Genomic DNA, 21,580 nt, shown 5'->3' with positions numbered 1-21,580 from the left:
ATGTCCCTAGGATCGGCCGGTGGTCGGCGGTGCGGCACCCGGGATGACGGTGGCCCGCGCCCGCGACTGGACCGCCGGCGCCGACGCCCGGTGGCGCCGTGGGCTCCTGGTCCTGGCCGGTGTCTGCGCCTTCGGCGTCTCGGTCCTCGGTGACGACGCCGGGCGGTGCTCGCCGCGGGACCCGACCGTCTGCGGTCCCGACCCGCTGTTCTCGGCGGCGGTCGTCCTCGCCGTCGCGGCCGTCGTCCTCGTCTGGTGGTGGCCGACGGACGCCGCGGTCTGTGCGGTGGTGTTCGCCGTGCTGGACATCCGCTTCGACGACGTCCTCGCGGCCAACCTGGCGTGGACGGCGCTGGCCCTCCTCCACGTGGGCCACGTGGTCCTGGTCCGGCGCGAGGTCGCCGACCGGCGCCGTGCCCTGGCCCGGGCGCACGCTCCCGTACCGCGGCCGGCGTCGTGGGGCTCGCCCGTCCTGGAGCGCGATCCCGGCCTGCCCCTCGGCCCCCGCCAGCTGGCCGTGGTGGCCCTCGTCACGGTGGCCGTGGCCTGCCTCGGCGTCCTCGCGCAGCAGCTCGCGGCGCAGGGCGCCCACGAGGCGAGGGCACGGACGGTCCCGGCCGTCGTCGTGGCGGACGTCGGCGTGGACGCCCCGGCGTACCGCGTCCGCCTGGCGGTCCCGCAGCCCGACCTGCCGTCCGAGTACGTCGTCGAGACGATCGACGAGTACGAGGTGGGCGAGCCCGCGCCGCTCGTCCTCGACCCGCTCGACCCGGGGTGGGCCCACCTCGCCGCCGAGCCGCCGGACGTCACGTGGTGGCTGTCCCTCGCGGTGGCCGCACTCCTGCTCGCCGTGGTCCTCGGCCGTCGGCTCGTCCAGGGCCGGGTGCATCGGGCGGCACTGGCTCACGCCGTGCCGGAGTCCGGCGTCCCCGTCCGGTGGGTCGAGGTCGACGACGACGTCGTGCCCCTGCTCGCGACCGACCAGGACGTGGTCGTCGCCGAGCTGGTCACCGTGCCGCGACCCCGGCTGGCCGGTGCCGACGCCCCGCGCCTCGAGCAGCTGGTCCGTCCGGGCTGGCTCGTCGGGGACGTGCGCGACGGCGGGTGGTGCGGCCTGGTCCACGCCGGTGGCCTGGAGCTGCCGGCCGAGCCCCTCGTCGCCCTGCCGGAGCTCCCACGCGTCGACGACACCTCCCTCGACCCGGAGCTCGCAGAGGACGTGGCGACGTGGAGCGAGCCGGTGCCCCCGGACACGGTGCGGGCCGCCCTCCCCGCGGTCCTCGCCCCGACCCTCCTCGAGCGTCTCGTGGGGATCGTCGCCGTCCTCGGCGCCCCGGCGGTCGCCGGGTGGATGCTGGGCTGGCCGGAGACGTCGTGGTGGCAGGGCCTCGGGCTCTGCTCGGTCGCGCTGACCGTCACGCACTGGGGGCTGGAGCGCGCCGCGGCCTCGGCGCGGGTGACGCCGGAGGCCATCGAGCTGACCGATCCGCTCTGGTGCCACCGGGTCCCCCTGTCGGCGGTGTCGGACGTGCGCGTGGCCGGCGACGACCTCGTGGTGCTCGTCGGTGACGACGACGAGGACGACGGCCTCGTGGTCGGGCCGTGGGTCGCCGGACCCGGGGCCCGTCGGGCCGTGGTCCCGACGGCCGCCTCGGTCGCCGCGGCCGTGGACGACCGCAGACCCGTCGTCCGTCCGTCGCCGCGGACCGCACCGCCGGTGGAGCGTCGCCTCTCGCCCACCGCACCGGTCCTCGCGCTCGTGGTCGCCGCGCTCGTGGTGCGCTACGTCGCCGTGCTCGTCCTCTGACCGGCCGCTCGCTGGGCCCCGCGTCAGGCGGCGAGGGCGTAGCCGAGGGCGGCGGCCCCGATGCCGAGGACCAGCGAGAGGCCGAGGGTGACCGCGGCCGCGACCGGGCGGTCGTCGTCGAGGGCGTCCCACAGCTCGAGGGCGAGGGTCGAGAAGGTCGTCAGGGCGCCGCAGAAGCCGGTGCCGACGAGCGCGAGGGTCGACCCGCCGACGGCGTCCCCCACGAGGACCCCGAGCACGAGGGACCCGACGACGTTGACGACCAGCGTGCCGACCGTCGGTGCCGCTCCGAGCCGCTCGCGCGTCCAGTGCGCGACGACGAGCCGCAGCGGCGCCCCGACGGCGGCACCGAGGGCGACGAGGAGTGCGTGGGTGAGGGTCACGGGCCGGGCCATGCCTTCCGGCCCCCGAGGATGCCCGCCGCGACGGCCAGCGTGCCGACGAGGAAGGTCGCCGCGACGTAGAGGACGGCGAGCTGGACGTCGTGGCCGGCGCCCAGCTGCACGGCGTCGACGGCCAACGCGGAGAACGTGGTCCAGCCCCCGAGCACCCCGACGCCGACGAACGGCCGGGCCAGTCGGTGCACCCCCGGCCGGTCGACGAGGTAGGCGACGAGCAGGCCCATCGCGAAGGCCCCGCTCACGTTGACGACGAACGTCGACCACGGGAAGGCCCCGACCGCGTGCGGCAGCGCGAGCCCGACGCCCCACCGCCCCAACGACCCCAGTACGCCGCCGACCGCGACGGCTCCGAGCATCCGGGCGTCGGGAAGCGCTGCGGCAGAAGCCATCCGCTCAGGCTCGGAGGGTTGCGAGGTGCTCCGCGATGCGACCGATGGCCTCGGTGAGCACCTCCTCGTCGGGCAGCGTGACGAGGCGGAAGTGGTCGGGGGCGAACCAGTTGAAGCCGGTGCCGTGCGTGACGAGGATCTTCTTGGCCCGCAGCAGGTCGATGACGAAGGCCTCGTCGGACTCGATCGGGTAGACCTCCGGGTCGAGGCGCGGGAAGCAGTAGAGCGCCCCCTGCGGCTCGACGCACGAGACGCCGGGGATGTCGTTGAGCAGCCGCCAGGCCAGCTTCGACTGCTCGCGGAATCGCCCGCCCGGCCCGATGAGCTCGGACACCGACTGGTAGCCGCCGAGCGCGGTCTGGATGGCGTGCTGCGCAGGCACGTTCGCGCACATCCGCATGTTCGACAGGAGGGTCAGGCCCTCGAGGAAGTCCTCGGCGAGGTGCTTCGGGCCGGAGATCATCACCCAGCCGGCGCGGTACCCGCACACCCGGTAGGCCTTGGACAGGCCGCTGAAGGTGAGGCAGAGGACGTCGTCGGCGGCGAAGGTGGCCGCGTGGTGGTGGACGGCGTCGTCGAAGAGGATCTTCTCGTAGATCTCGTCGGCCATGACGACGAGGTCGTGGCGGCGGGCGATGTCGACGAGCGCCCGGACCGTCTCCTCCGAGTACACGGCCCCCGTGGGGTTGTTCGGGTTGATGACGACGATGGCGTGGGTGTTCGGGGTGATCTTGGCCTCGATGTCCTCGAGGTCGGGGTTCCACCCGTTCGACTCGTCGCACCGGTAGTGCACCGGGGTGCCACCGGACAGGGACACCGCGCCGGTCCACAGGGGGTAGTCGGGCGCCGGCACGAGCACCTCGTTGCCGTCGTCGACGAAGGCCTGGAGGACCATCGTGATGAGCTCGGAGACCCCGTTGCCGATGAAGACGTCCTCGACGCCGGTGTCGCGCAACCCCCGCGACTGGTAGTACTGCGCGACCGCGGTGCGTGCCGAGTAGATGCCGCGGGAGTCGGCGTAGCCCTGGCTCTCGGGGAGGTTGTGCACCATGTCGGCGACGATGGCCTCGGGCGCCTCGAAGCCGAACGGGGCGGTGTTGCCGATGTTCAGCTTGAGGATCTTGTGGCCCTCGGCCTCGAGCCGCTGGGCCTCGACGAGGATGGGTCCCCGCACGTCGTACCGCACGTTCTGGAGCTTCTGGCTCTGGACGATCCGACGCATGGGGCCAGTGTGTCAGGGCCACCCGGGGGCCGCTCGGGCGTTTCGCGGCCCGGCGTCCGGCAGACTCGGCGCCGTGGACGACCTCGTCGTGGAGCGGGTGCTGCGGGCCGTGGAGCAGGTGCCCCGCGGCCGCGTCGTGTCGTACGGCGACGTCGCCGCGCTCGTCGGCATCGGGCCCCGGCAGGTCGGGTCGATCATGAAGGCCTACGGCGGCAACGTCACCTGGTGGCGGGTCACGAACAGCTACGGCGACCTGCCGCAGGGGCTCCTCGACCGGGCCCGCGAGGCCTGGGCGGAGGAGGGCATCCTCGTCAAGAAGAACGGGCTGGGGTGCCGGATCGTCGACTACCGCGCGGACCTCGGGGCGATGGCCGCCGCCTACGAGCGGGCCGTCCGCGACCTGCCGGCGTGACGGCCGCGGCCCCGTCGAACGGACGCTCGTCCCCGGGCCCCGTCGGCGTCCGGGTGTGAGACTGGGGCATGCGCCCCCTGCCCGTCCGCCGTCCCGCCGCCCTCGTCGCCGTGGGCGCCCTCGCCCTCGCGGGCTGCTCGTCGCCGGACGACGAGGGCTACGGCGAGGTGCCGGCCCGGCCGAGCACCACCGCCTCCTCCGGGCCCACCGGGTCCGGTGCCCCGCCCTCCACGACCGCTCCGGCCTCGCCGACGCCGGCCCCGCGCGGCACGAAGGTGCCCGCGCTGGCCGTCGAGGAGGTCGCCGGTGGTCTGAGCAACGGCTGGGACATCGGCTTCCTGCCCGACGGCTCGGCGCTGGTCACCGAGCGCGCGGGCCGCATCACCCGGGTCTCGTCGCTGCGCAAGGGGGCGAAGGTCACCCGCGTCGGCGCCGCCCTCGGCGACCTGTACGTCAACTCCGAGGGCGGCCTCATGGGGATGGTGATCCACCCCGACTTCGCGACCTCCCGCGAGTTCACGACCTGCCAGACGCACGCGCGCGGCGGGGCGCCCGACGACATCCGGCTGGTCACCTGGCGGCTGGCCGCGAACGGGCGCTCGGCCGAGCGGGTGCGGACCCTGCTCGACGGCCTGCCCCTGTCGACCGGCCGGCACTCCGGCTGCCGGCCCGAGCTCGACGCCACCGGGGCCCTCGTCGTGGGCACGGGCGACACGGCGGTCGGCAGCATCCCGCAGAAGCTGAGCAGCCTCGGTGGCAAGACCCTGCGGCTCGACCTCGACACCGGGAAACCGTTGCCGGACAACCCTTTCGCGAAGGCCAAGAACGAGAAGCAGCGGTACGTCACGAGCTACGGGCACCGCAACATCCAGGGCGTCGCGCTGCAGCCCGGCACCGGCCGGATCTTCACCGCCGAGCACGGGCCGTCGTTCAACGACGAGGTGAACATCATCGAGCCGGGGGCCAACTACGGCTGGGACCCGGCCCAGGGCGGCACGGTGGGCGGCTACGACGAGTCCGTCCCGATGACCGACACCGACCGCTACCCCAAGGCCGTGCGGGCCATCTGGCAGTCGGGGAAGACGACCCAGGCCGTCTGCGCCGCGGAGTTCCTCGAGGGGCGGGAGTGGGGCGCCTGGGACGGGGCCCTGGTCGTGACCGCCCTCAAGGGCGCCAAGCTGCTCGTGCTGACGCTCCGGGAGGACGGCTCCGTCGCCGACGTCGCCATCCCCAAGGCCACGAACGGGCCCTACGGACGGCTGCGGGCGGCCCGCCTCGGCCCCGACGGCGCCCTCTACGTGACGACGACCAACGGCCAGGACGACAAGCTCCTGCGCATCACGCCGCGCACCTGAGCCCCCGCTGCATCTCGGCCCCACCCGGAACGTGTGTGGACGCGCCGGCTTTCCCCGGTGTCATGTGACAGGACGTTTCGGACGGGGTGTGTCAGGACCTTTCGGACAGTGTGGGTTTCCAGGTGCTGCGGTTTTGGTAGCGGTGGCGGGGGTCGATCCGTATCCGCGCGATGACGAGGGTGTCGTGGGTGATGACGGCGTCGTGGCCGTCCCGGACGATGGTGACGGTGGCTGCGGCCCAGGCGCTGCCGATGCTGGTGACCGCGTCGCCGCCGAGGTTGACGTGCCCGTTGGCAGCCACGACGCGCCGGGTGACGGTGGCCCTTCCGGGCAGTGGGGTCGGGGCGGGAGTGGCCTTGGGGCTGGCGGTGTACCGCTCGTGGGGGGTTTGGTCGGGGTCCAGGCCTTGGTGAGGGCGGTCGGTGTTGAAGAGCAGGTCGTAGGCGTCGACGAGCCGTTGCAGCGCCTCGATGGTGGTGGCCGGGTCCCGCGCGGTCAGCCACCGGCTCAGTGGTTGCCAGTCGCGTTCCTTCTTGCCCAGGGTTTGCGGGTGGCCCGCAGTGGAGCTGACGGTGTGAGTGCCCACGGCGTGGACCTGGGCCTCGAACGTGCCCATCGCCCCGGTGATCCGGCGGGCATTGAACGCCAGCGAGTTGTCGGTGAGCAGCATCGCCGGTGGGCCGTGGCGGGTGGCGCACCTGCTGAACAAGGTCCAGGCGTCGGCGCTGTTCTCTGACCTGGCGACCCGGGTGCCCAGGATGAACCGGGAGTGGTCGTCGATGATCCGCAGCAGGCACACCGTCCTACCGTCGGCCAGGAGCCACTGCTTGCCGTCCAGCTGCCAGCACGCGTTCGGGCGTGGATGCTCAAAGCGGCGGAAGGACGCCCGGGGCCGCTTCGCCGGTTGGGGATCGACCAGCCCGGCGCGGACCAGGACCCGGTGGATGGTCCGAGCGTCGGGGACGGCGGGGACCTCACGGCGCCTGAGCCGCGAGCCGATGCTGCGTGCCCCATCGTCCCAGCCGGCCCTCCTGAGCGCGTCACGCTCGGCGACGATCAGGTCCACCATCGGTTGGGGTGTCGCTGTCGGAGAGAAATGAGGCCGGCTGGAGTCATCGAGCAACCCCTCCAGGCCGCGTTCCCTGAAACGGCGCCGATACCGGTAGTACGAGTCCCGGCTCAGGCCCAGCTCGGCGCACTTCGCGCTCACCGTGCCTCCCGCCTCCACGGCGTTCAAGAACGCCACCGCCAAGCGTGCATCCATCGCCACCGACTTCCCGGCCATGAGCAATGCTCGGCCAACTCGGTGTCCGAAAGGTCCTGTCACATACCTGTCCGAAAGGTCCTGTCACTCAATACCGGCTTTCCCCGGCGCGTCCACACACGTTCGCGGGCGGCCACTCCTCACGGGGCTCAGGCGCGGGTGTCGACGATGGTCGTCGTCACCTCGGTGACCGATGGACGCCGCGGCGTCGAGGAGAAGCCGAACCGGCACGGCGGGTCGACCGGGGCCAGGGCCCCGAGGTCGACCCCGTCGAACGAGCCGGTCATCCCCTCGACGGCCCGGACGTCGGTCGCGCCGTAGTACTCGCGTCGTCCGGCGCGGGCCACGCCGCGGGTCCGGACCCCGCGCAGGGCGATCCGGGCGAACGGGTCGGCGAGGGTCGCGAACGCGGGGCTGGTCGCCAGCGCCGGAGGGACCGTCCGCAGCAGCCGGCCGAGCCCGGTCCGCGCGCCGACGTCGAGGGCCATCGACAGGGACGGTGACGAGGGGCCCCACGAGCGCACCCACTCGTCGCCGTCGGCCCACCCGGCGAACACCTCGACGGGCTCGATGCGCACCTCGTCGAAGGTGTACGTCGTCGCGACGAGGTCGGCGACCTCCTCGCTCGGTGCGAGCAGCACCCGGTGCCCGTCGGCCCGCTCGACCATCGCGTCGGCGAAGCCCCCGAACGGCGACTCCTGCCACCAGCCGACGACGACCCGGACCCCGGACGTCGACCCGACCCCCGCGATCCGCCCCCGGAACCTCCGACGTGCGCTCACCCGGCCATCTTCCCCGTTAGGGTCCGGGCATGGCACCGACGCCACCCCCGCCTCCGGCGGCGCGCACCGCGCTCCCGGCCTCCGCGCGTCGGGGCTACGGCCTCGGCTCGGTCGCCACGGGCTCCTTCGGCACCGTCCCCGGCCTGCTGCTCCTGCCGTACCTCACCGACCGTCTCGGCGTGACGGCCGGGCTCGCCGGGCTCGTCGTCTTCCTCCCCAAGGCGTGGGACGTGCTGCTCAACCCCGTGGCGGGGAGGGTCAGCGACCGGTCCGAGCACCCGGCCGGCCGGCGCCGCCCCTTCCTCCTGCGCGCCGGCCTGGCCCTGGCGGTCGCCTTCGTCCTCCTCTTCGCCGGGCCGACCTCCCCCACCGGGCTGGCCACGGCGTGGGTCGTCGTGCTGTTCCTCGCCTGCGCCACGGCGTACGCGTTCTTCCAGGTGCCGTACGTCGCGATGCCCGCCGAGATGACCGACGACTACGACGAGCGCACCCGCCTGATGACCTGGCGCGTCGCCGTCCTGGCCCTGGCCATCCTCGTGAGCGGCGGTCTCTCCCCGGCGGTCCGCGACGCGCTCGGTCCGACGTGGGGGTACCGGGGCGTCGGGCTCTTCGTCGGCGTGCTCATCGTCGTCGGCACGGTCGGGGCGTGGTGGGGCACGCGCGACGCCCCGATGAGCCGGGCCGCCACCGCCGGGGGCAGCCTGCGCGACCAGCTACGCGTCGTCGCCGCGTCCGACGGCTTCCGCACCCTGCTCGCGGTCTTCGTGCTCCAGGCGCTCGCGACCGGCGCGATGCTCGCCGGCGTCGACTACGTCGCCCGCGTGCTGCTCGACAGCCCGGGTGCCTCGACCGTCCTCTTCGTCTGCTTCGTCGGGCCGGCGCTCCTCGTCACCCCCGTGTGGCAGCGGGTCGGCGAGCGCCGCGGCAAGCGCACCGGCTACGTCTGGGGGTCGGTGCTGCTCGGCGCCGGCGCCCTGGCCACCCTGCTGGCCACCCGGGTCGGGACGGGCGCCACGGCGGTGACCGTGGGGGTCGTCGGCATCGGCTACGCGGCCTGCCAGATGTTCCCGCTCGCGATGCTCCCCGATGTCGCCGCCGCCGACACCGCCCGCACCGGTGAGGACCGCGCCGGGACCTACACGGGCGTCTGGACGGCGGGCGAGACGCTGGGGCTCGCCCTCGGGCCGTTCCTGTACGCCGGGGTCCTCGCCCTCGGTGGCTACGTCTCCTCGACGGATGCCGCTGCGGCCCAGCCCGACTCGGCACGCGCGGCCATCGCCCTCGGCTTCACGGTGCTGCCCGCACTCCTCGTCGGCGCCTCCCTCCTGGTGCTGCGCCGCTACCGCCTCGACCCGGAGGTCCGCCGATGACCCACGACCGCACCGAACCCGGACACGGAGCCAGCGCCGGCAGCGTGCTCGCCGAGCTGCGCGCCCTCCAGGCCGGTGACCTGCCGACCCACGGCGGCCGCACCCTCGCCTACGTCTACGACTCCGGGCTCGCCGAGGCCGACGCCCTCGGTCGCGAGGCGCTGTCGATGTTCGCCTCGTCGAACGGGTTGGACCCCACCGCGTTCCCGTCGTTGCAGCGGATGGAGAACGACCTCGTCGCCGAGGCCGGGGCCCTGCTCGACGCCCCGTCCGGGTTCGTCGGCGCGGTCACCTCGGGGGGCACCGAGTCGATCCTGCTCGCGGTCCTCGCCGCCCGGGAGGGGGCGCCCCACGTCGACCGTCCGAGCATGGTGCTGCCGAGCTCGGCCCACGCGGCGTTCCTCAAGGCCGCCAAGTACCTCGGCGTCCGGGCCGTGGTCGTCGACGTCGACCCCGACACCCTCCGGGCCGACCCCGGCGCGATGGCCGCCGCCCTCGGCGACACGACGGTGCTCGTCGTCGCCTCCGCCCCGTCCTACGCGCACGGCGTCGTCGACCCGGTCGCCGAGGTCGCGGCGGTGGCCGCGGCCCGGGGCGTCCGCTGCCACGTCGACGCCTGCATCGGTGGCTGGGTGCTGCCCCACCTCGACGACGTCGCGCCGTGGACCTTCGCGGTGGAGGGCGTGACGAGCCTGAGCGTCGACCTCCACAAGTACGCGTACACCCCGAAGGGCGTCTCCCTCCTCCTGCACCGCGATCCCGCCCTGCGGCGCGGGCACCTCTTCGCGTCCGCCGACTGGCCCGGCTACACGATGCTCAACAGCACGATGCAGTCGACGAAGTCCGGTGGGCCGCTCGCCGCGGCCTGGGCGGTCACCCGGCACATCGGCCGCGACGGCTACGCCCGGCTGGCCCGCGAGGCCCGGGACGCCACGCTCGAGCTGGCCGCGGCCGCGTCCGCCACCGACGGGCTGCGCGTCGTCATCGCCCCCGACTCGACGCTGCTCGCGCTGGCCACCGACGGCTCGTGCGACGTCTTCACCATCGCCGACGAGATGCTGGCGCGGGGCTGGTTCGTCCAGCCGCAGATGGCTTTCGGTCACCTGCCGCCGACGCTGCACCTGACGCTCTCGGCGGCGACCGCGCCGTCGGTGCCCGACTTCGTCACGGCGCTGCGGGAGGCCGTGGAGGCCGCCCGCGCCGCCGGCCCGGTCGGTGTCGACCCGTCCCTCGGCGGGATGCTCGCCGCCCTCGACCCGGCCGGCCTCGACGACGCCGCGTTCGCCGGCCTGCTCGCTGCGGCCGGGCTGGCCGGCGACGGCGGCGCCCTCGAGCTGCCCACCCGGATGGCCCCGGTCAACGCCCTCCTCGACGCCTGCCCGCCGCGGCTGCGGGAGGCGCTGCTCCTCGGGGTCCTCGACCGCCTCTCCCGCCCCACCGGAACGCCCGCCGGGCCGTCACCCTCCGAACCCTGAGCGACGGACGCGCGAGGGGCCCCGGCACCAGGCGGTGCCGGGGCCCCTCGCGCGTGCGGGTCGGGTCAGCCGACGGTGACGAACACCGACGTCGCCGGACCCCAGTTGCCGGCGCTGTCGCGGGTCTGGACCCACAGCTGGTGGCGTCCGGCGGCCAGGCCGGTCGTGGGGACCGTCGCCTTCGCGACCTCCGACGTGGAGTTCCACGACCCGTCGTTGGCGGTCATCGCGACGGCCGTGCCACCGGCCCACGGCGCCGTGTCGACGAAGTACCGGCCGGCGTTGACGGTCTGGGCGGCGGGCTTGCCGACGCCCGAGGTGCCGTAGGCGTTGTCGTTGCCGGTGGCCGTCAGGCTGAACGTGGCCCCGGCGGTCACCGTCGTCGTCGGCGCGGTGACCGAGCTCGTCGTCGGGCCGAGCGAGAGCTGGTAGGGCGCGCGGGCGGCCTTGGCGAGGTACATGATCGCCGGCTTGTTGGCCGTCCAGAACGTCGTCTGGCACGAGTAGGCCGGGGTGAAGCCGCTGCACGTGCCGGAACTCGGGCCGACCTCCATCGTCGAGGCCGCGACACCGCGCTCGCCGTAGAGGTAGTCGTCGGTCGAGCCGGTCACCGTGTAGAGGATCTCGCCGGGCTGGCCGGTCTGGTAGCCGTTGTAGTAGCTGGCGCGGAAGGCGGCCGAGCGCATCCCGGCGTCGTTCGGGGCCTTGGTCGTCGTGTCGCCCCAGGGGATGACGTGCATGTTCGCGTAGCTGTGCAGCGTGAGCATGTAGCCCGGCGTGGTGAGCGGGGCAGCGTCGGTGAGCAGCGGGCCGCGCTGGTCCGGGTAGAGCGTCGTCATCAGCTGCGAGAGGGCCACGGTCTCGGGCTCGCTGCCGGCGGCCGACCCGCGGAAGGTCTGGTCGCACGGGTTGGTCGAGGTGCCGGTGCCGCCCCACTTCCACGTGAAGTTCCGGTTGAGGTCGACGCCGTGCTGGTTGCTCGAGGTCGGCGGCACGGCGCAGGCGCCGAGCGAGTTGTTCGCGTTCTTGCGCTGCAGGTACGGGGAGGTGGTGCCCTGCTCGACGATCTCGCGGCCGTCGGGGTTGCCCACCGGGATGACCCACACCTCGGTGGAGTCGAGCAGCGAGGTCACCTCGGCGTCGGTGCCGTAGCCGTCGGCGAGCAGGTCGACGAAGCGGCTCGAGAGCTCGGAGGCCGACAGCTCGCGGGCGTGGACGGCGCCGATCAGCAGGAAGCGCGGCTTGGTCGAGGTGGGGGAGAGCTGGCAGTCGCCGGGCTGCTGCTTCGTGAGGCAGATCGCGACGAGGTCGTTGCCGGTGGACAGGCCCTGCGTCTTGCGCCAGGAGTCGCCGACGTCCTGGGTCACGGCGAGGTCCGGGTGCGCGGTCGCGACGTCGGACAGGTGCTGCACGTACTCGTCCGCCGTGCGGTACCCGCCGTAGAACGTCGTCGCCCCGGCGGCGAGGCCGGTCGTGCGCGACGTGCTCGCCGTCCGCACCGGACGCTCGGTGCGGGGCGCGGTCTGGTGCAGCGTGACCCGGTAACCCATCCGCGCCAGGCGGGTCCGGACGGTCGTGTCGCCGACGACGAGCAGGTCGGTGCCGATACGCGACTCGACGAGGTCGAAGCCGGCGGCCTGGAGGCGGGCTGCGGTGCTCAGGGGGGTGGTCGTGGAGACGCGCAGGACGCCGAGGCCGTCGCCCCGGGGGCGGCCGGAGCGGAGACGGCCGTGGCCGCCGTGGTGGCGAGGAGGGTGGCCGTCAGGATCGCGGTGACGGCTCCGGTGCGGAAGCTCATGGCGGGACCGTAGGGGTGCGCAGACCGCGCCGCCGGGCACTTCGTCGACCCCATGCGAAGTCTTTACGTTCGATCGACCTGCCGTTGACCAAGCGGGTACTCACGGTCCGCGTGGGGGCCGGTGGTTGCCCGGACCCGCGCGGGCGTGTTGGCTGGGGTGGACCCGTACCGCCGCGAAGGGATGACGATGACGACGACCTCGGACCCGCAGGAGCGGCAGGCCTCGCACGCGGTCGGAGCGCTCGAGCCGGCCCTGCTCGAGCAGACGATCGGGGACAACCTCGACGCCACCGTCGCCGCCCACGCGGAGCGGGACGCGCTGGTCGACCGGGCGCAGGGCGTGCGGATGACGTGGGCCGAGCTGGGGGCCGAGGTCGACCGGCTGGCCCGGGGGCTCGCCGCCACCGGGCTCGTGAAGGGCGACCGGGTCGGCATCTGGGCCCCGAACTGCTCGCAGTGGGTGCTCACCCAGTTCGCGACGGCCAAGATCGGCGCCGTGCTCGTGAACATCAACCCGGCCTACCGCACCCACGAGCTGACCTACGTGCTGCGCCAGGCGGGCATCCGGATGCTCGTGACGGCCGAGTCGTTCAAGACGTCCGACTACGTGGCGATGGTCGAGGCCGCGCGCCCCGAGTGCCCCGACCTCGAGCAGGTCGTCGTCATCGGCCGCGAGTCGTGGACCGCGCTGCTCGACCGGGCCGGCGAGGTCAGCCCCGAGCGGCTCACCCTGCTCCAGCGCGAGCTCGACCCGTACGACCCCATCAACATCCAGTACACCTCGGGCACAACGGGTTTCCCGAAGGGCGCGACGCTCTCGCACCACAACATCCTCAACAACGGATACCTCGTCGGCGAGACCTGCGGGTACACCGAGGTCGACCGGATCTGCATCCCGGTGCCCTTCTACCACTGCTTCGGGATGGTCATGGGCAACCTCGCGGCGCTCACCCACGGCGCCTGCATGGTCATCCCGGCGCCCGGCTTCGACCCCGCCACGACGCTGGCCGCCGTCGCCGAGGAGCGCTGCACCTCCCTCTACGGCGTGCCGACGATGTTCATCGCCGAGTGGGCCCTGCCGGACTTCGGCTCCTACGACCTGTCGTCCGTACGCACCGGCATCATGGCCGGCTCGCCGTGCCCGGCCTCGATGATGACCAAGCTCATCGAGTCGGGCATCGAGGAGATGACCATCTGCTACGGCATGACCGAGACCTCGCCGGTGTCGACGCAGAACCACACCGACGACACCTTCGAGCAGAAGGTCAACACGGTGGGGTCGGTGCACCCGCACCTGGAGATCAAGGTCGTCGACCCGCTCTCCGGCGAGACGCTGCCGCGGGGGGTGCCGGGCGAGTTCTGCACCAAGGGCTACTCGGTGATGCTCGGGTACTGGGAGGAGCCGGAGAAGACCGCCGAGGTGCTCGTCGACGGCTGGATGCACACGGGCGACATCGCCGTCATGGACGACGAGGGCTTCGTGCAGATCACCGGACGGATCAAGGACATGGTCATCCGCGGTGGCGAGAACGTGTACCCCCGCGAGGTCGAGGAGTTCCTCTACACCCACCCCGACGTGCTCGACGCCCAGGTCATCGGCGTCCCGGACGCGCGCTACGGCGAGGAGCTGTGCGCCTGGATCCGGATGAGGGAGGGCGCCGAGCCGCTGACCGCCGAGGCCGTGCGGGCCTTCTGCGACGGGCAGCTCGCTCACTACAAGGTGCCGCGCTACGTCAAGGTGGTGGAGGAGTTCCCGATGACCGTCACCGGCAAGGTCCGCAAGGTCGAGATGCGTGAGGAGACCGTCGCCGAGCTCGGCCTCTGACCAGCGACGACACCGCGTGGGAGGACCCGTCCCACCCCTGTGCGCGGGGGTGGCGCGGCGGCACGGCAGGGCCTAGGTTTCCCAGCGCAGGGGAAGCGATGACGGCGTCACCCGCCGGGGTCCGGCCACGGTCCCGACGGTAGGTTGTCCGCCGATGCCGACACCTCGGTGTCCCGACGACAGGAAGTCCGCATGACCACCCCCCAGCTCCTCGTCCTCCTCGCCGTCGTCGTCGTGGCGGTCGTCCTCGTCTGGCTGCTCGTGCGACGCTCGGCGGCCCGCAAGGACGGCGCGCGCGCCGAGGCGGCGGGGCTGCGGGCCCAGGCCGAGGGGGTCGCGGGGACGCTCGCCGGCCAGCAGGCCTTCGCCGAGCAGGCCGAGGACCGGGCGCACGTCGCGCAGGCCGAGGCCGACCGGCTCGCCGCGGAGGCCTCGGGCTACCGCGAGACCGTCGAGGTGACCCGCGACGACCACCGCTCGCTGCTCGCCCGCGCCGACGAGGTCGACCCCGACGTCGACGCGTCGGACGAGGCCGGGCGTCGTCCGATGACCCGGGCCGAGGCCCGCCAGATGCGCGAGGAGGCCGAGCGCGCGGCGTGGGCCGGCAGCCCGGCCGCGCCCGTGCCCGGTGCGGCGGGGGCCGCCGTCATGGGCCGCGACGAGGGCGTCGCCGTCCGGGGGCCGGCCGTCGAGGAGCCCGAGCCCGCGCAGCCGTGGTCCGAGGAGTCCCCCGCGGTCGAGGAGCCCGTGGGCGGGGCGAGCCGGTGGCCGAGGAGCCCGTGTCCGAGGAGTCCCCCGCGGTCGAGGAGCCGGTGGCCGAGGATGTGGTCGTCGAGGAGCCGGGGGCCGACGAGTCCACCCCCGTCGAGGCGCCCGAGCAGGAGCCGGCCGCGCAGGACCCCCAGTCCGAGGAGCGCAGCGCCCGGATCGCCGCCGCCACCGACTTCCGCGACGGCGACACCGGCGACGACGCCGAGGAGGAGCCGTACGTGTGGGGGGCCTCCCGGGCGGGTACCGGGGAGCACATGGACGAGCAGCCCGAGGTCGACGACACCACCCCCACGGCCGCGACCGACGCCGCGGCACCCCCCGGCGAGTGGGGTGGCCCGCACGCCTCCGACGAGGGGTCGCCGTCCGACGACACCCCGTCCGACGACGCCGCTGACGAGTCGCCGGCCGACGCCGCCGCAGCCGACGAGGCCGCGACCGACGAGGCCGCGACCGACGAGGTGGCCGAGGGTTCGGAGGTCGCCGAGGACCCGGGCCCCGGTGCCTTCACCGAGCCCGAGGAGCCGGCGGCGCACGAGGCCGAGGCGTATGACCCGACCCCCGAGCGGGACTGGTCGGCCGACGAGGGCGAGCTGCTCGCCGAGACCGGCGACCGGGCCGACGAGCTGGCCGCCGAGCGCGAGCAGATGGACCGCGACGCGGCCGCCGTCGGCATGGAGCCGGTGCACCCCGAGGTCGTCGAGCGGGCCGAGGAGCAGGAGACGGCCGATGAGCCGGTCGAGGTGCAGGAGCCGGCCGACGAGCCGGTCGAGGAGCAGGCGCCGGCCGAGCCCGAGACCTCCTCCACCGACGAGGGCGACGCGCCCGCCGACCACACCGACGAGGAGCCGGCCGCCACCAGCCCGCGGCGCGTCTCCGAGTTCCACGAGATCCGCGACGGCGGCTACGGCATGGGCTCGGCGGCGGCCATCGACGACGGCGCCCAGCCGATGGACCACCCGGTGCAGGCCTACCGCGACACGATGACCTACCGCCTGCCCGGCGACGCGGGCTACGACGAGGCCACCGCCGACGTCTGGTTCTACGACCAGGGCGCGGCCGAGCGCAGCGGGTTCCACCGCTCCGAGGGCTGATCGGCCCGCCCACCCGAGCGACGACGGACGCGCCGGACCCGACCACGGGTCCGGCGCGTCCGGCATGTGGTGCGGGTGACACCCTCCGTGCCCCGTCGGGCCCGACAGGCTAGGTTCGTGCGGGACCGTCCCCGCCGGAGAGGAAGCCCAGTGCGCATCGGTGTGCCCCGTGAGTCCCGACCCGGGGAGACCCGCGTCGCCGCGACCCCGAAGACCGTCGAGCAGCTGCTCTCCCTCGGCTACACCGTGTTCGTCGAGTCGGGGGCCGGCGCGGCCGCGAGCTTCGACGACGACGCGTACCGGGCGGCCGGGGCCGACGTCATCGACGACGCGGTGTGGAACGCCGACGTGGTCCTCAAGGTCACCGCGCCCACCGACGCCGAGATCGAGCGGCTGCGCTCCGGCCAGCTCGTCGCCTCGCTGATGGCCCCCGCCCTGTCCCCCGAGCTCGTCGAGGCGCTCGCCGCCCGTGGCGTCACGGCGATGGCGATGGACGCCGTGCCGCGCATCAGCCGGGCGCAGTCGCTCGACGTGCTGTCGTCGATGGCCAACATCGGCGGGTACCGTGCGGTCATCGAGGCCGCGCACGAGTTCGGGTCGTTCTTCACCGGTCAGGTCACCGCGGCCGGCAAGGTCCCCCCGGCCAAGGTGCTCGTCGTCGGCGCGGGGGTCGCCGGGCTGGCGGCCATCGGCACGGCGAACAGCCTCGGCGCGGTGGTGCGCGCCTTCGACGCCCGGCCCGAGGTCGCCGAGCAGGTCGAGTCGATGGGTGCCGAGTTCCTGCGCATCGAGGTCGAGGACGGCGGCCCGAGCGCCGACGGCTACGCCAAGGAGACCAGCGCCGACTTCGACGCCAAGGCCGCCGCGCTCTACGCCGCGCAGGCCGCCGACGTCGACATCGTCATCACCACGGCCCTCATCCCGGGCCGGCCGGCGCCGCGGCTGCTCACCGAGGAGATGGTCGCCTCGATGAAGCCGGGCTCGGTCATCGTCGACATGGCCGCGGCCAACGGCGGCAACGTCGCCGGCAGCGTCGCGGGCGAGAAGGTCGTCACGGCGAACGGCGTCACGATCCTCGGCTACACCGACCTGCCGGGGCGGCTGCCGACCCAGGCCAGCCAGCTGTTCGGCACCAACCTCGTCAACCTCCTCAAGCTGCTGACGCCCGCCAAGGACGGCGAGGTGCACCTCGACCTCGACGACGTCGTCCAGCGCGGGATGACCGTCGCCCACGAGGGCACCGTGCTCTGGCCCCCGCCGCCCGTCCAGGTGAGCGCGGCGCCCACCGGCACCGACGTCGCGACCATTGCGGCGCCCGCGAAGCCGGTCAAGGAGCCGATGCCGCGGAGCACGAAGCTGGCGCTGGCCGGCGCCGGCGCGGTCCTGTTCCTGCTCGTCTCGGCGTTCTCCCCGCAGCCGTTCCTCGGCCACTTCATGGTCTTCATGCTGTCGGTCGTCATCGGGTTCTACGTCATCGGCAACGTGCACCACGCGCTGCACACCCCGCTCATGAGCGTCACCAACGCGATCAGCGGCATCATCGTCGTCGGTGCGCTGCTCCAGGTGGGCCACGACAGCGTCGCGGTCTCCGTGCTGGCCTTCGTCGGCATCCTCGTCGCGAGCATCAACGTGTTCGGCGGGTTCCGGGTGACGGCCCGAATGCTCGAGATGTTCAAGCGCGAGGAGCCGGTCCGATGAGCGCCACCCTGGTCCAGGGCGCGTACATCGTCGCCGGCCTGCTGTTCATCCTCGCCCTCGCCGGCCTCTCCCGGCACGAGTCCGCCCGCAACGGCAACCGCTTCGGCGTCGTGGGGATGACCGTCGCGCTCGTCGCCACGGTGCTCGCGGCCACGGCCGGCAGCGGCGGGTCGGGGTGGCTGGGGCTGCTGCTCATCGTCGTCGCGATGGGCATCGGCGCCGCCATCGGCCTCGACCGCGCCCGCAAGGTCGAGATGACCGGGATGCCCGAGCTCATCGCGATGCTGCACAGCTTCGTCGGGCTCGCGGCCGTGCTCGTGGGCTGGAACTCCTCCTACGAGCTCGTGGCCTACCCGACCATCCACGACGTCGAGGTCTTCGTCGGCGTCTTCATCGGCGCGGTGACCTTCACCGGCTCGATCGTCGCCTACCTCAAGCTGTCGGCGCGCATCTCGTCGCGCCCGCTGATGCTGCCCGGGCGCAACTGGATCAACCTCGGGGCGCTCGCCGGGTTCGTCGTGCTCACCGTCGTCTACGTCGCCGTGCCCGACCACGCGGTGTTCGTCCGGCACCTGCTGCTCGGGCTCGTCACGCTGCTCGCCCTCGGGCTGGGCTGGCACCTCGTGGCCTCGATCGGCGGCGGCGACATGCCGGTCGTCGTCTCGATGCTCAACAGCTACTCCGGATGGGCGGCCGCGGCGGCGGGCTTCCTCCTGAGCAACGACCTGCTGATCATCACCGGCGCCCTGGTCGGCTCGTCCGGTGCGTACCTGTCGTACATCATGTGCCGCGCCATGAACCGCTCGTTCATCTCGGTCATCGCGGGCGGCTTCGGGGTCGAGGCCGGCACGGCGGCCTCCGACGACACCGACTACGGCGAGCACCGCGAGGTCACCGCCGAGGGGGCCGCCGCGCTGCTGTCCTCCGCACGCTCGGTCGTCATCACGCCCGGCTACGGGATGGCCACCGCCCAGGCCCAGCACGCCGTCGCCGACCTCACCAAGCGGCTGCGCGCCGACGGGGTCGAGGTGCGCTTCGGCATCCACCCTGTCGCGGGCCGGCTGCCCGGGCACATGAACGTGCTGCTCGCCGAGGCCAAGGTGCCCTACGACATCGTCCTCGAGATGGACGAGGTCAACGACGACCTCGTCGACACCGACGTCGTCCTCGTCATCGGCGCCAACGACACGGTCAACCCCGCCGCCGCCGAGGACCCCACCTCCCCGATCGCCGGCATGCCCGTCCTGCGCGTCTGGGAGGCCAAGGACGTCATCGTCTTCAAGCGCTCGATGGCCACTGGGTACGCAGGCGTGCAGAACCCGCTGTTCTTCCGCGACAACACCCAGATGCTCTTCGGCGACGCCAAGGAGCGGGTCGAGGACATCCTCAAGGCCCTCTGACCCGCGGTCGCCCGCGGTCCGGGTCGGGCCCGACGCGGGTCAGGGGGTGCGGCCCTCGCGCCAGACCCGCTGGGCGACGACGACGGGCAGCACCGTCAGGGCCGCGCAGGCGACGATGGCGACGACCGCGCTCAGCACGTCGGGCTCGCGCCAGAACATGAAGACCCACGAGCCCAGGAACGCGACCGGACCGATCGCGAGCAGCAGGCCCCAGGTGCGCGGGGCACGTCGTCGGGCCACGAAGGCGCAGGCCATCCCGCCGATCCAGAGGGGCCACGTGAGCACCATGAGCGGCGCGGTGGGCAGGAGGGGCGAGAGCCCGAACATCGACTCCGGGGCATCGCGCGACGCCAGCTCGACCACCCGCTGCACCGCCGTCCCGAGGGTGAACGGTGCACTCGTGACGAGCAGCAGGACCAGGGCCGCGACCAGCCAGCCCCGGGCCGGCGGCGGGGGCGAGGACGACACCTCGGGGGTGAGCTCGGCCCTGGCCTGGGCGGCGACCTGCTCGGGCGGGCCCAGGCGCAGCAGCGCGGCGTCGACGGCGGCCGGGTCGTCGGGGTGCTCGGACAGGGTGGCGTCGAGGTGCTCGCGGACGCCGGCCAGCACCTCGTCGCGGTCGGCGGGGTCGAGGTCGGCGAGCATCCGGGCGAGGTCGTCGAGGTAGGAGCCGACGCGGGTGTCGGAGCTGTTCACGGGTGTCCTCCGCGGAGTGTGGTGTCGACCGCGTCCCGGAAGGTCTTCCAGGTGCGCCGGAAGGTGGCGAGGGCGACCTGCCCCTGCGCGGTGAGGGCGTAGTAGCGGCGGGGCGGCCCGGCGCTCGACTCGGCCCAGGTGGTCTCGACGAGCCCCTGCTTCCGCAGCCGGGACAGCAACGGGTAGAGCGTGCCCTCGCCGGCGAGCAGCACGCCGTCGTCCCCGAGGCGTCGGGCGATGTCGAGGCCGTACATCGGCTCGGCGTCGAGCAGCGCGAGGACGCAGTGCTCGAGGGCGCCACGACGCAGGTGCGTCAGGATGGCGCTGTCGCCGGGTTCCATGCGTCACAAGGTACCGGATCGGAGTCGAGTGCGGAAGCGGTCGTCCGGGCGACCGCGTCAGCACTCGACTCGACGCCGGGCGGGCCGCTCCGCCTCGGTAGGCTTCCGGGCGTGAGCGACACCGAGCGGCCGACGTCCATCACCTACGCCGCGGCGGGTGTCGACGTCGAGGCCGGCGACCAGGCCGTCGAGCTGATGAAGGAGTCGGTGCGCCGCGCCACCCGCCCCGAGGTGCTCGGCGGCCTCGGCGGCTTCGCCGGGATGTTCGACGCCAGCGCGCTCGCGTCCTACCGCCGGCCGGTGCTCGCGACCTCGACCGACGGCGTCGGCACCAAGGTCGCCATCGCCCAGGCCCTCGACCGGCACGACACCATCGGGTTCGACCTCGTCGGGATGGTCGTCGACGACATCGTGGTCTGCGGCGCCGAGGCGCTGTTCATGACCGACTACATCGCCTGCGGCAAGGTGGTTCCCGAGCGGATCGCGGCCATCGTCGGTGGCATCGCCCGAGCGTGCGAGCAGGCCCGGGTCGCCCTCGTCGGGGGCGAGACCGCCGAGCACCCCGGCCTCCTCGACCCGGACGAGTACGACGTCGCGGGGGCGGCCACGGGTGTCGTCGAGCACGACGAGGTCCTCGGGCCGCAGCGGGTCGAGGTCGGCGACGTCGTGCTCGGGCTGGCCAGCAGCGGGCTGCACTCCAACGGCTACTCGCTCGTGCGGCGGGTCGTGGCCCATGCCGGATGGGCCCTCGACCGCCACGTCGACGAGTTCGGGCGCACCCTCGGCGAGGAGCTGCTCGAGCCGACCCGCGTCTACGCCGCCGACCTGCTCGACCTCGTCCGGTTCGACGGGGTCGACATCCACGCGCTCTCGCACGTCACCGGCGGTGGCCTGGCGGCGAACCTGGCGCGCGTGCTGCCGTCGCACGTGCACGCCCGGCTCGACCGCGCCTCCTGGACGCCGCCCGCCGTGTTCTCCACGGTCGGGACCCTCGGCAACGTGCCGCGCGCCGACCTCGAGCGCACGCTGAACATGGGGGTCGGGTTCGTCGCGGTGCTGCCGGCCGGTTCGGTCGACGCGGCGACCGCGCACCTGACGGCGCGGGGCATCGGCACGTGGGTCATGGGCGAGGTGTCCGACGGCTCGGCCGCCGACGTCGCCGCCGGTGAGGTCGTGCGCGGCGCCAAGGGCGTCGACGGCGGCTCCGTCGAGCTCGTCGGCGACCACCCCACCCCCTGACCTGCTCCCCACTTATTGCCCAGAACCCACCGCGGGAGGCCGTTTTCGGCCCTCTCGAGGTGGGTTCTGGGCAATGAGTCGAGTGGGGAGGGGCGGGGAGGAGAGGGCCGGCCGCCCACCGCGGGTCGGAGGACAGGTCTCCCGCGGTGGACGGCCGGCGGCTCGGTGAGGGGTCAGCCCCGGATGACGGACGCCCACTCGGGGTGGGTCGGCCCCGGATGGCGGGCGCCCACTCGGGGTGGGG

At 73.7% G+C, this 21,580-nt stretch carries 21 protein-coding genes; 10 read left to right on the top strand and 11 right to left on the bottom strand.

Going from position 1 to position 21,580, the window contains the following annotated elements:
• Positions 1 to 19 precede the first annotated feature (19 nt).
• On the top strand, positions 20 to 1,807 hold the full coding sequence (locus G7075_RS14765; RefSeq protein WP_166122948.1) for a hypothetical protein: 1,788 nt from the start codon (positions 20 to 22) through the stop codon (positions 1,805 to 1,807).
• Between the two features lie 23 nt (positions 1,808 to 1,830).
• Here the strand turns inward: G7075_RS14765 and G7075_RS14760 are convergent, their stop codons facing one another.
• Genes G7075_RS14760 through G7075_RS14750 form a run of 3 tightly spaced genes read right to left on the bottom strand, consistent with a single transcriptional unit; the run spans position 1,831 to position 3,819 of the window.
• Positions 1,831 to 2,190, bottom strand: coding sequence for a CrcB family protein (locus tag G7075_RS14760; RefSeq protein ID WP_240917644.1), 360 nt, complete (start codon positions 2,188 to 2,190; stop codon positions 1,831 to 1,833).
• Complete coding sequence (locus tag G7075_RS14755; protein ID WP_166122944.1) at positions 2,187 to 2,597, bottom strand: CrcB family protein; 411 nt, start codon at positions 2,595 to 2,597, stop codon at positions 2,187 to 2,189. The genes G7075_RS14760 and G7075_RS14755 overlap by 4 nt, the downstream gene beginning before the upstream one ends.
• Positions 2,598 to 2,601: 4 nt before the next feature.
• Complete coding sequence (locus G7075_RS14750; RefSeq protein WP_166122942.1) at positions 2,602 to 3,819, bottom strand: pyridoxal phosphate-dependent aminotransferase; 1,218 nt, start codon at positions 3,817 to 3,819, stop codon at positions 2,602 to 2,604.
• Positions 3,820 to 3,892: 73 nt separating this feature from the next.
• On the opposite strand from G7075_RS14750, the gene G7075_RS14745 reads away from it, so the two are divergent.
• Both G7075_RS14745 and G7075_RS14740 read left to right on the top strand, forming a co-directional pair.
• Entirely contained in the window at positions 3,893 to 4,231 is a 339-nt protein-coding gene (locus G7075_RS14745) for an MGMT family protein (protein ID WP_166122940.1), read from the top strand.
• 68 nt (positions 4,232 to 4,299) lie between these two features.
• Positions 4,300 to 5,586 carry a sorbosone dehydrogenase family protein gene (locus G7075_RS14740; RefSeq protein WP_166122938.1) on the top strand — a complete coding sequence of 429 codons (1,287 nt, stop codon included), beginning with the start codon at positions 4,300 to 4,302 and terminating at the stop codon, positions 5,584 to 5,586.
• Between the two features lie 91 nt (positions 5,587 to 5,677).
• Here the strand turns inward: G7075_RS14740 and G7075_RS14735 are convergent, their stop codons facing one another.
• The gene (locus G7075_RS14735) at positions 5,678 to 6,871 is read right to left on the bottom strand and encodes a DDE-type integrase/transposase/recombinase (protein WP_166122936.1); all 1,194 of its coding nucleotides are present in this window, start codon (positions 6,869 to 6,871) and stop codon (positions 5,678 to 5,680) included.
• Between the two features lie 128 nt (positions 6,872 to 6,999).
• The gene (locus G7075_RS14730; protein WP_166122934.1) at positions 7,000 to 7,632 is read right to left on the bottom strand and encodes a hypothetical protein; all 633 of its coding nucleotides are present in this window, start codon (positions 7,630 to 7,632) and stop codon (positions 7,000 to 7,002) included.
• Between the two features lie 29 nt (positions 7,633 to 7,661).
• On the opposite strand from G7075_RS14730, the gene G7075_RS14725 reads away from it, so the two are divergent.
• Positions 7,662 to 9,002 (top strand): MFS transporter, encoded by a 1,341-nt coding sequence (locus G7075_RS14725; protein WP_166122932.1) that lies wholly within the window; start codon positions 7,662 to 7,664, stop codon positions 9,000 to 9,002.
• The gene (locus G7075_RS14720; RefSeq protein ID WP_166122930.1) at positions 8,999 to 10,477 is read left to right on the top strand and encodes an aminotransferase class V-fold PLP-dependent enzyme; all 1,479 of its coding nucleotides are present in this window, start codon (positions 8,999 to 9,001) and stop codon (positions 10,475 to 10,477) included. The genes G7075_RS14725 and G7075_RS14720 overlap by 4 nt, the downstream gene beginning before the upstream one ends.
• A 65-nt stretch (positions 10,478 to 10,542) precedes the next feature.
• Here G7075_RS14720 and G7075_RS14715 read toward each other — a convergent pair whose 3' ends face one another.
• Together G7075_RS14715 and G7075_RS14710 are read right to left on the bottom strand one after the other, a co-directional pair.
• The gene (locus tag G7075_RS14715; protein ID WP_166122928.1) at positions 10,543 to 12,027 is read right to left on the bottom strand and encodes a M14 family zinc carboxypeptidase; all 1,485 of its coding nucleotides are present in this window, start codon (positions 12,025 to 12,027) and stop codon (positions 10,543 to 10,545) included.
• A 107-nt stretch (positions 12,028 to 12,134) separates the two neighbouring features.
• The gene (locus tag G7075_RS14710) at positions 12,135 to 12,275 is read right to left on the bottom strand and encodes a hypothetical protein (RefSeq protein WP_166122926.1); all 141 of its coding nucleotides are present in this window, start codon (positions 12,273 to 12,275) and stop codon (positions 12,135 to 12,137) included.
• A 187-nt stretch (positions 12,276 to 12,462) separates the two neighbouring features.
• Between G7075_RS14710 and G7075_RS14705 the strand changes: the two genes are divergently transcribed.
• Complete coding sequence (locus G7075_RS14705) at positions 12,463 to 14,100, top strand: AMP-binding protein (RefSeq protein ID WP_166122924.1); 1,638 nt, start codon at positions 12,463 to 12,465, stop codon at positions 14,098 to 14,100.
• A 72-nt stretch (positions 14,101 to 14,172) separates the two neighbouring features.
• Here G7075_RS14705 and G7075_RS14700 read toward each other — a convergent pair whose 3' ends face one another.
• Together G7075_RS14700 and G7075_RS14695 are read right to left on the bottom strand one after the other, a co-directional pair.
• Entirely contained in the window at positions 14,173 to 14,493 is a 321-nt protein-coding gene (locus G7075_RS14700; protein WP_166122922.1) for a hypothetical protein, read from the bottom strand.
• A 44-nt stretch (positions 14,494 to 14,537) separates the two neighbouring features.
• The gene (locus tag G7075_RS14695; protein WP_166122920.1) at positions 14,538 to 14,750 is read right to left on the bottom strand and encodes a hypothetical protein; all 213 of its coding nucleotides are present in this window, start codon (positions 14,748 to 14,750) and stop codon (positions 14,538 to 14,540) included.
• A 129-nt stretch (positions 14,751 to 14,879) separates the two neighbouring features.
• On the opposite strand from G7075_RS14695, the gene G7075_RS14690 reads away from it, so the two are divergent.
• From G7075_RS14690 to pntB, 3 genes are all read left to right on the top strand, one after another.
• Positions 14,880 to 15,962: a hypothetical protein gene (locus tag G7075_RS14690; RefSeq protein WP_166122918.1), complete on the top strand. Its 1,083-nt coding sequence runs from the start codon at positions 14,880 to 14,882 to the stop codon at positions 15,960 to 15,962.
• Positions 15,963 to 16,112: 150 nt separating this feature from the next.
• Positions 16,113 to 17,660, top strand: coding sequence for a Re/Si-specific NAD(P)(+) transhydrogenase subunit alpha (locus G7075_RS14685; RefSeq protein WP_166122916.1), 1,548 nt, complete (start codon positions 16,113 to 16,115; stop codon positions 17,658 to 17,660).
• A complete protein-coding gene (gene pntB / locus G7075_RS14680; protein ID WP_166122914.1) occupies positions 17,657 to 19,060 on the top strand; it encodes a Re/Si-specific NAD(P)(+) transhydrogenase subunit beta in 1,404 nt (467 codons plus the stop codon). The genes G7075_RS14685 and pntB overlap by 4 nt, the downstream gene beginning before the upstream one ends.
• Before the next feature lie 39 nt (positions 19,061 to 19,099).
• Here pntB and G7075_RS14675 read toward each other — a convergent pair whose 3' ends face one another.
• Both G7075_RS14675 and G7075_RS14670 read right to left on the bottom strand, forming a co-directional pair.
• The gene (locus G7075_RS14675; RefSeq protein ID WP_166122912.1) at positions 19,100 to 19,756 is read right to left on the bottom strand and encodes a hypothetical protein; all 657 of its coding nucleotides are present in this window, start codon (positions 19,754 to 19,756) and stop codon (positions 19,100 to 19,102) included.
• A complete protein-coding gene (locus tag G7075_RS14670; protein WP_166122910.1) occupies positions 19,753 to 20,097 on the bottom strand; it encodes a PadR family transcriptional regulator in 345 nt (114 codons plus the stop codon). Before G7075_RS14670 ends, G7075_RS14675 begins: the two co-directional genes overlap by 4 nt.
• Before the next feature lie 111 nt (positions 20,098 to 20,208).
• Between G7075_RS14670 and purM the strand changes: the two genes are divergently transcribed.
• Entirely contained in the window at positions 20,209 to 21,336 is a 1,128-nt protein-coding gene (gene purM, locus G7075_RS14665; protein WP_166122908.1) for a phosphoribosylformylglycinamidine cyclo-ligase, read from the top strand.
• Positions 21,337 to 21,580 lie beyond the last annotated feature (244 nt).

The organism is Phycicoccus sp. HDW14 (assembly GCF_011383005.1).
Classification (GTDB): domain Bacteria; phylum Actinomycetota; class Actinomycetes; order Actinomycetales; family Dermatophilaceae; genus Phycicoccus.
The sequence above is the reverse complement of the archived record's forward strand: the minus strand, read 5'-3'. Positions and strand labels throughout refer to the sequence as shown.

Excerpts from the sequence above, each read along its gene's own strand:
- G7075_RS14715 (WP_166122928.1), bottom strand. The coding sequence starts at position 12,027 with ATGGGTTACCGGGTCACGCTGCACCAGACCGCGCCCCGCACCGAGCGT.
- G7075_RS14725 (WP_166122932.1), top strand. The coding sequence starts at position 7,662 with ATGGCACCGACGCCACCCCCGCCTCCGGCGGCGCGCACCGCGCTCCCG.
- G7075_RS14755 (WP_166122944.1), bottom strand. The coding sequence starts at position 2,597 with ATGGCTTCTGCCGCAGCGCTTCCCGACGCCCGGATGCTCGGAGCCGTC.
- G7075_RS14695 (WP_166122920.1), bottom strand. The coding sequence starts at position 14,750 with ATGACGGCGGCCCCCGCCGCACCGGGCACGGGCGCGGCCGGGCTGCCG.
- G7075_RS14720 (WP_166122930.1), top strand. The coding sequence starts at position 8,999 with ATGACCCACGACCGCACCGAACCCGGACACGGAGCCAGCGCCGGCAGC.
- G7075_RS14735 (WP_166122936.1), bottom strand. The coding sequence starts at position 6,871 with ATGGCCGGGAAGTCGGTGGCGATGGATGCACGCTTGGCGGTGGCGTTC.
- G7075_RS14705 (WP_166122924.1), top strand. The coding sequence starts at position 12,463 with ATGACGACGACCTCGGACCCGCAGGAGCGGCAGGCCTCGCACGCGGTC.
- G7075_RS14740 (WP_166122938.1), top strand. The coding sequence starts at position 4,300 with ATGCGCCCCCTGCCCGTCCGCCGTCCCGCCGCCCTCGTCGCCGTGGGC.
- G7075_RS14670 (WP_166122910.1), bottom strand. The coding sequence starts at position 20,097 with ATGGAACCCGGCGACAGCGCCATCCTGACGCACCTGCGTCGTGGCGCC.
- G7075_RS14710 (WP_166122926.1), bottom strand. The coding sequence starts at position 12,275 with ATGAGCTTCCGCACCGGAGCCGTCACCGCGATCCTGACGGCCACCCTC.
- G7075_RS14750 (WP_166122942.1), bottom strand. The coding sequence starts at position 3,819 with ATGCGTCGGATCGTCCAGAGCCAGAAGCTCCAGAACGTGCGGTACGAC.
- pntB (WP_166122914.1), top strand. The coding sequence starts at position 17,657 with ATGAGCGCCACCCTGGTCCAGGGCGCGTACATCGTCGCCGGCCTGCTG.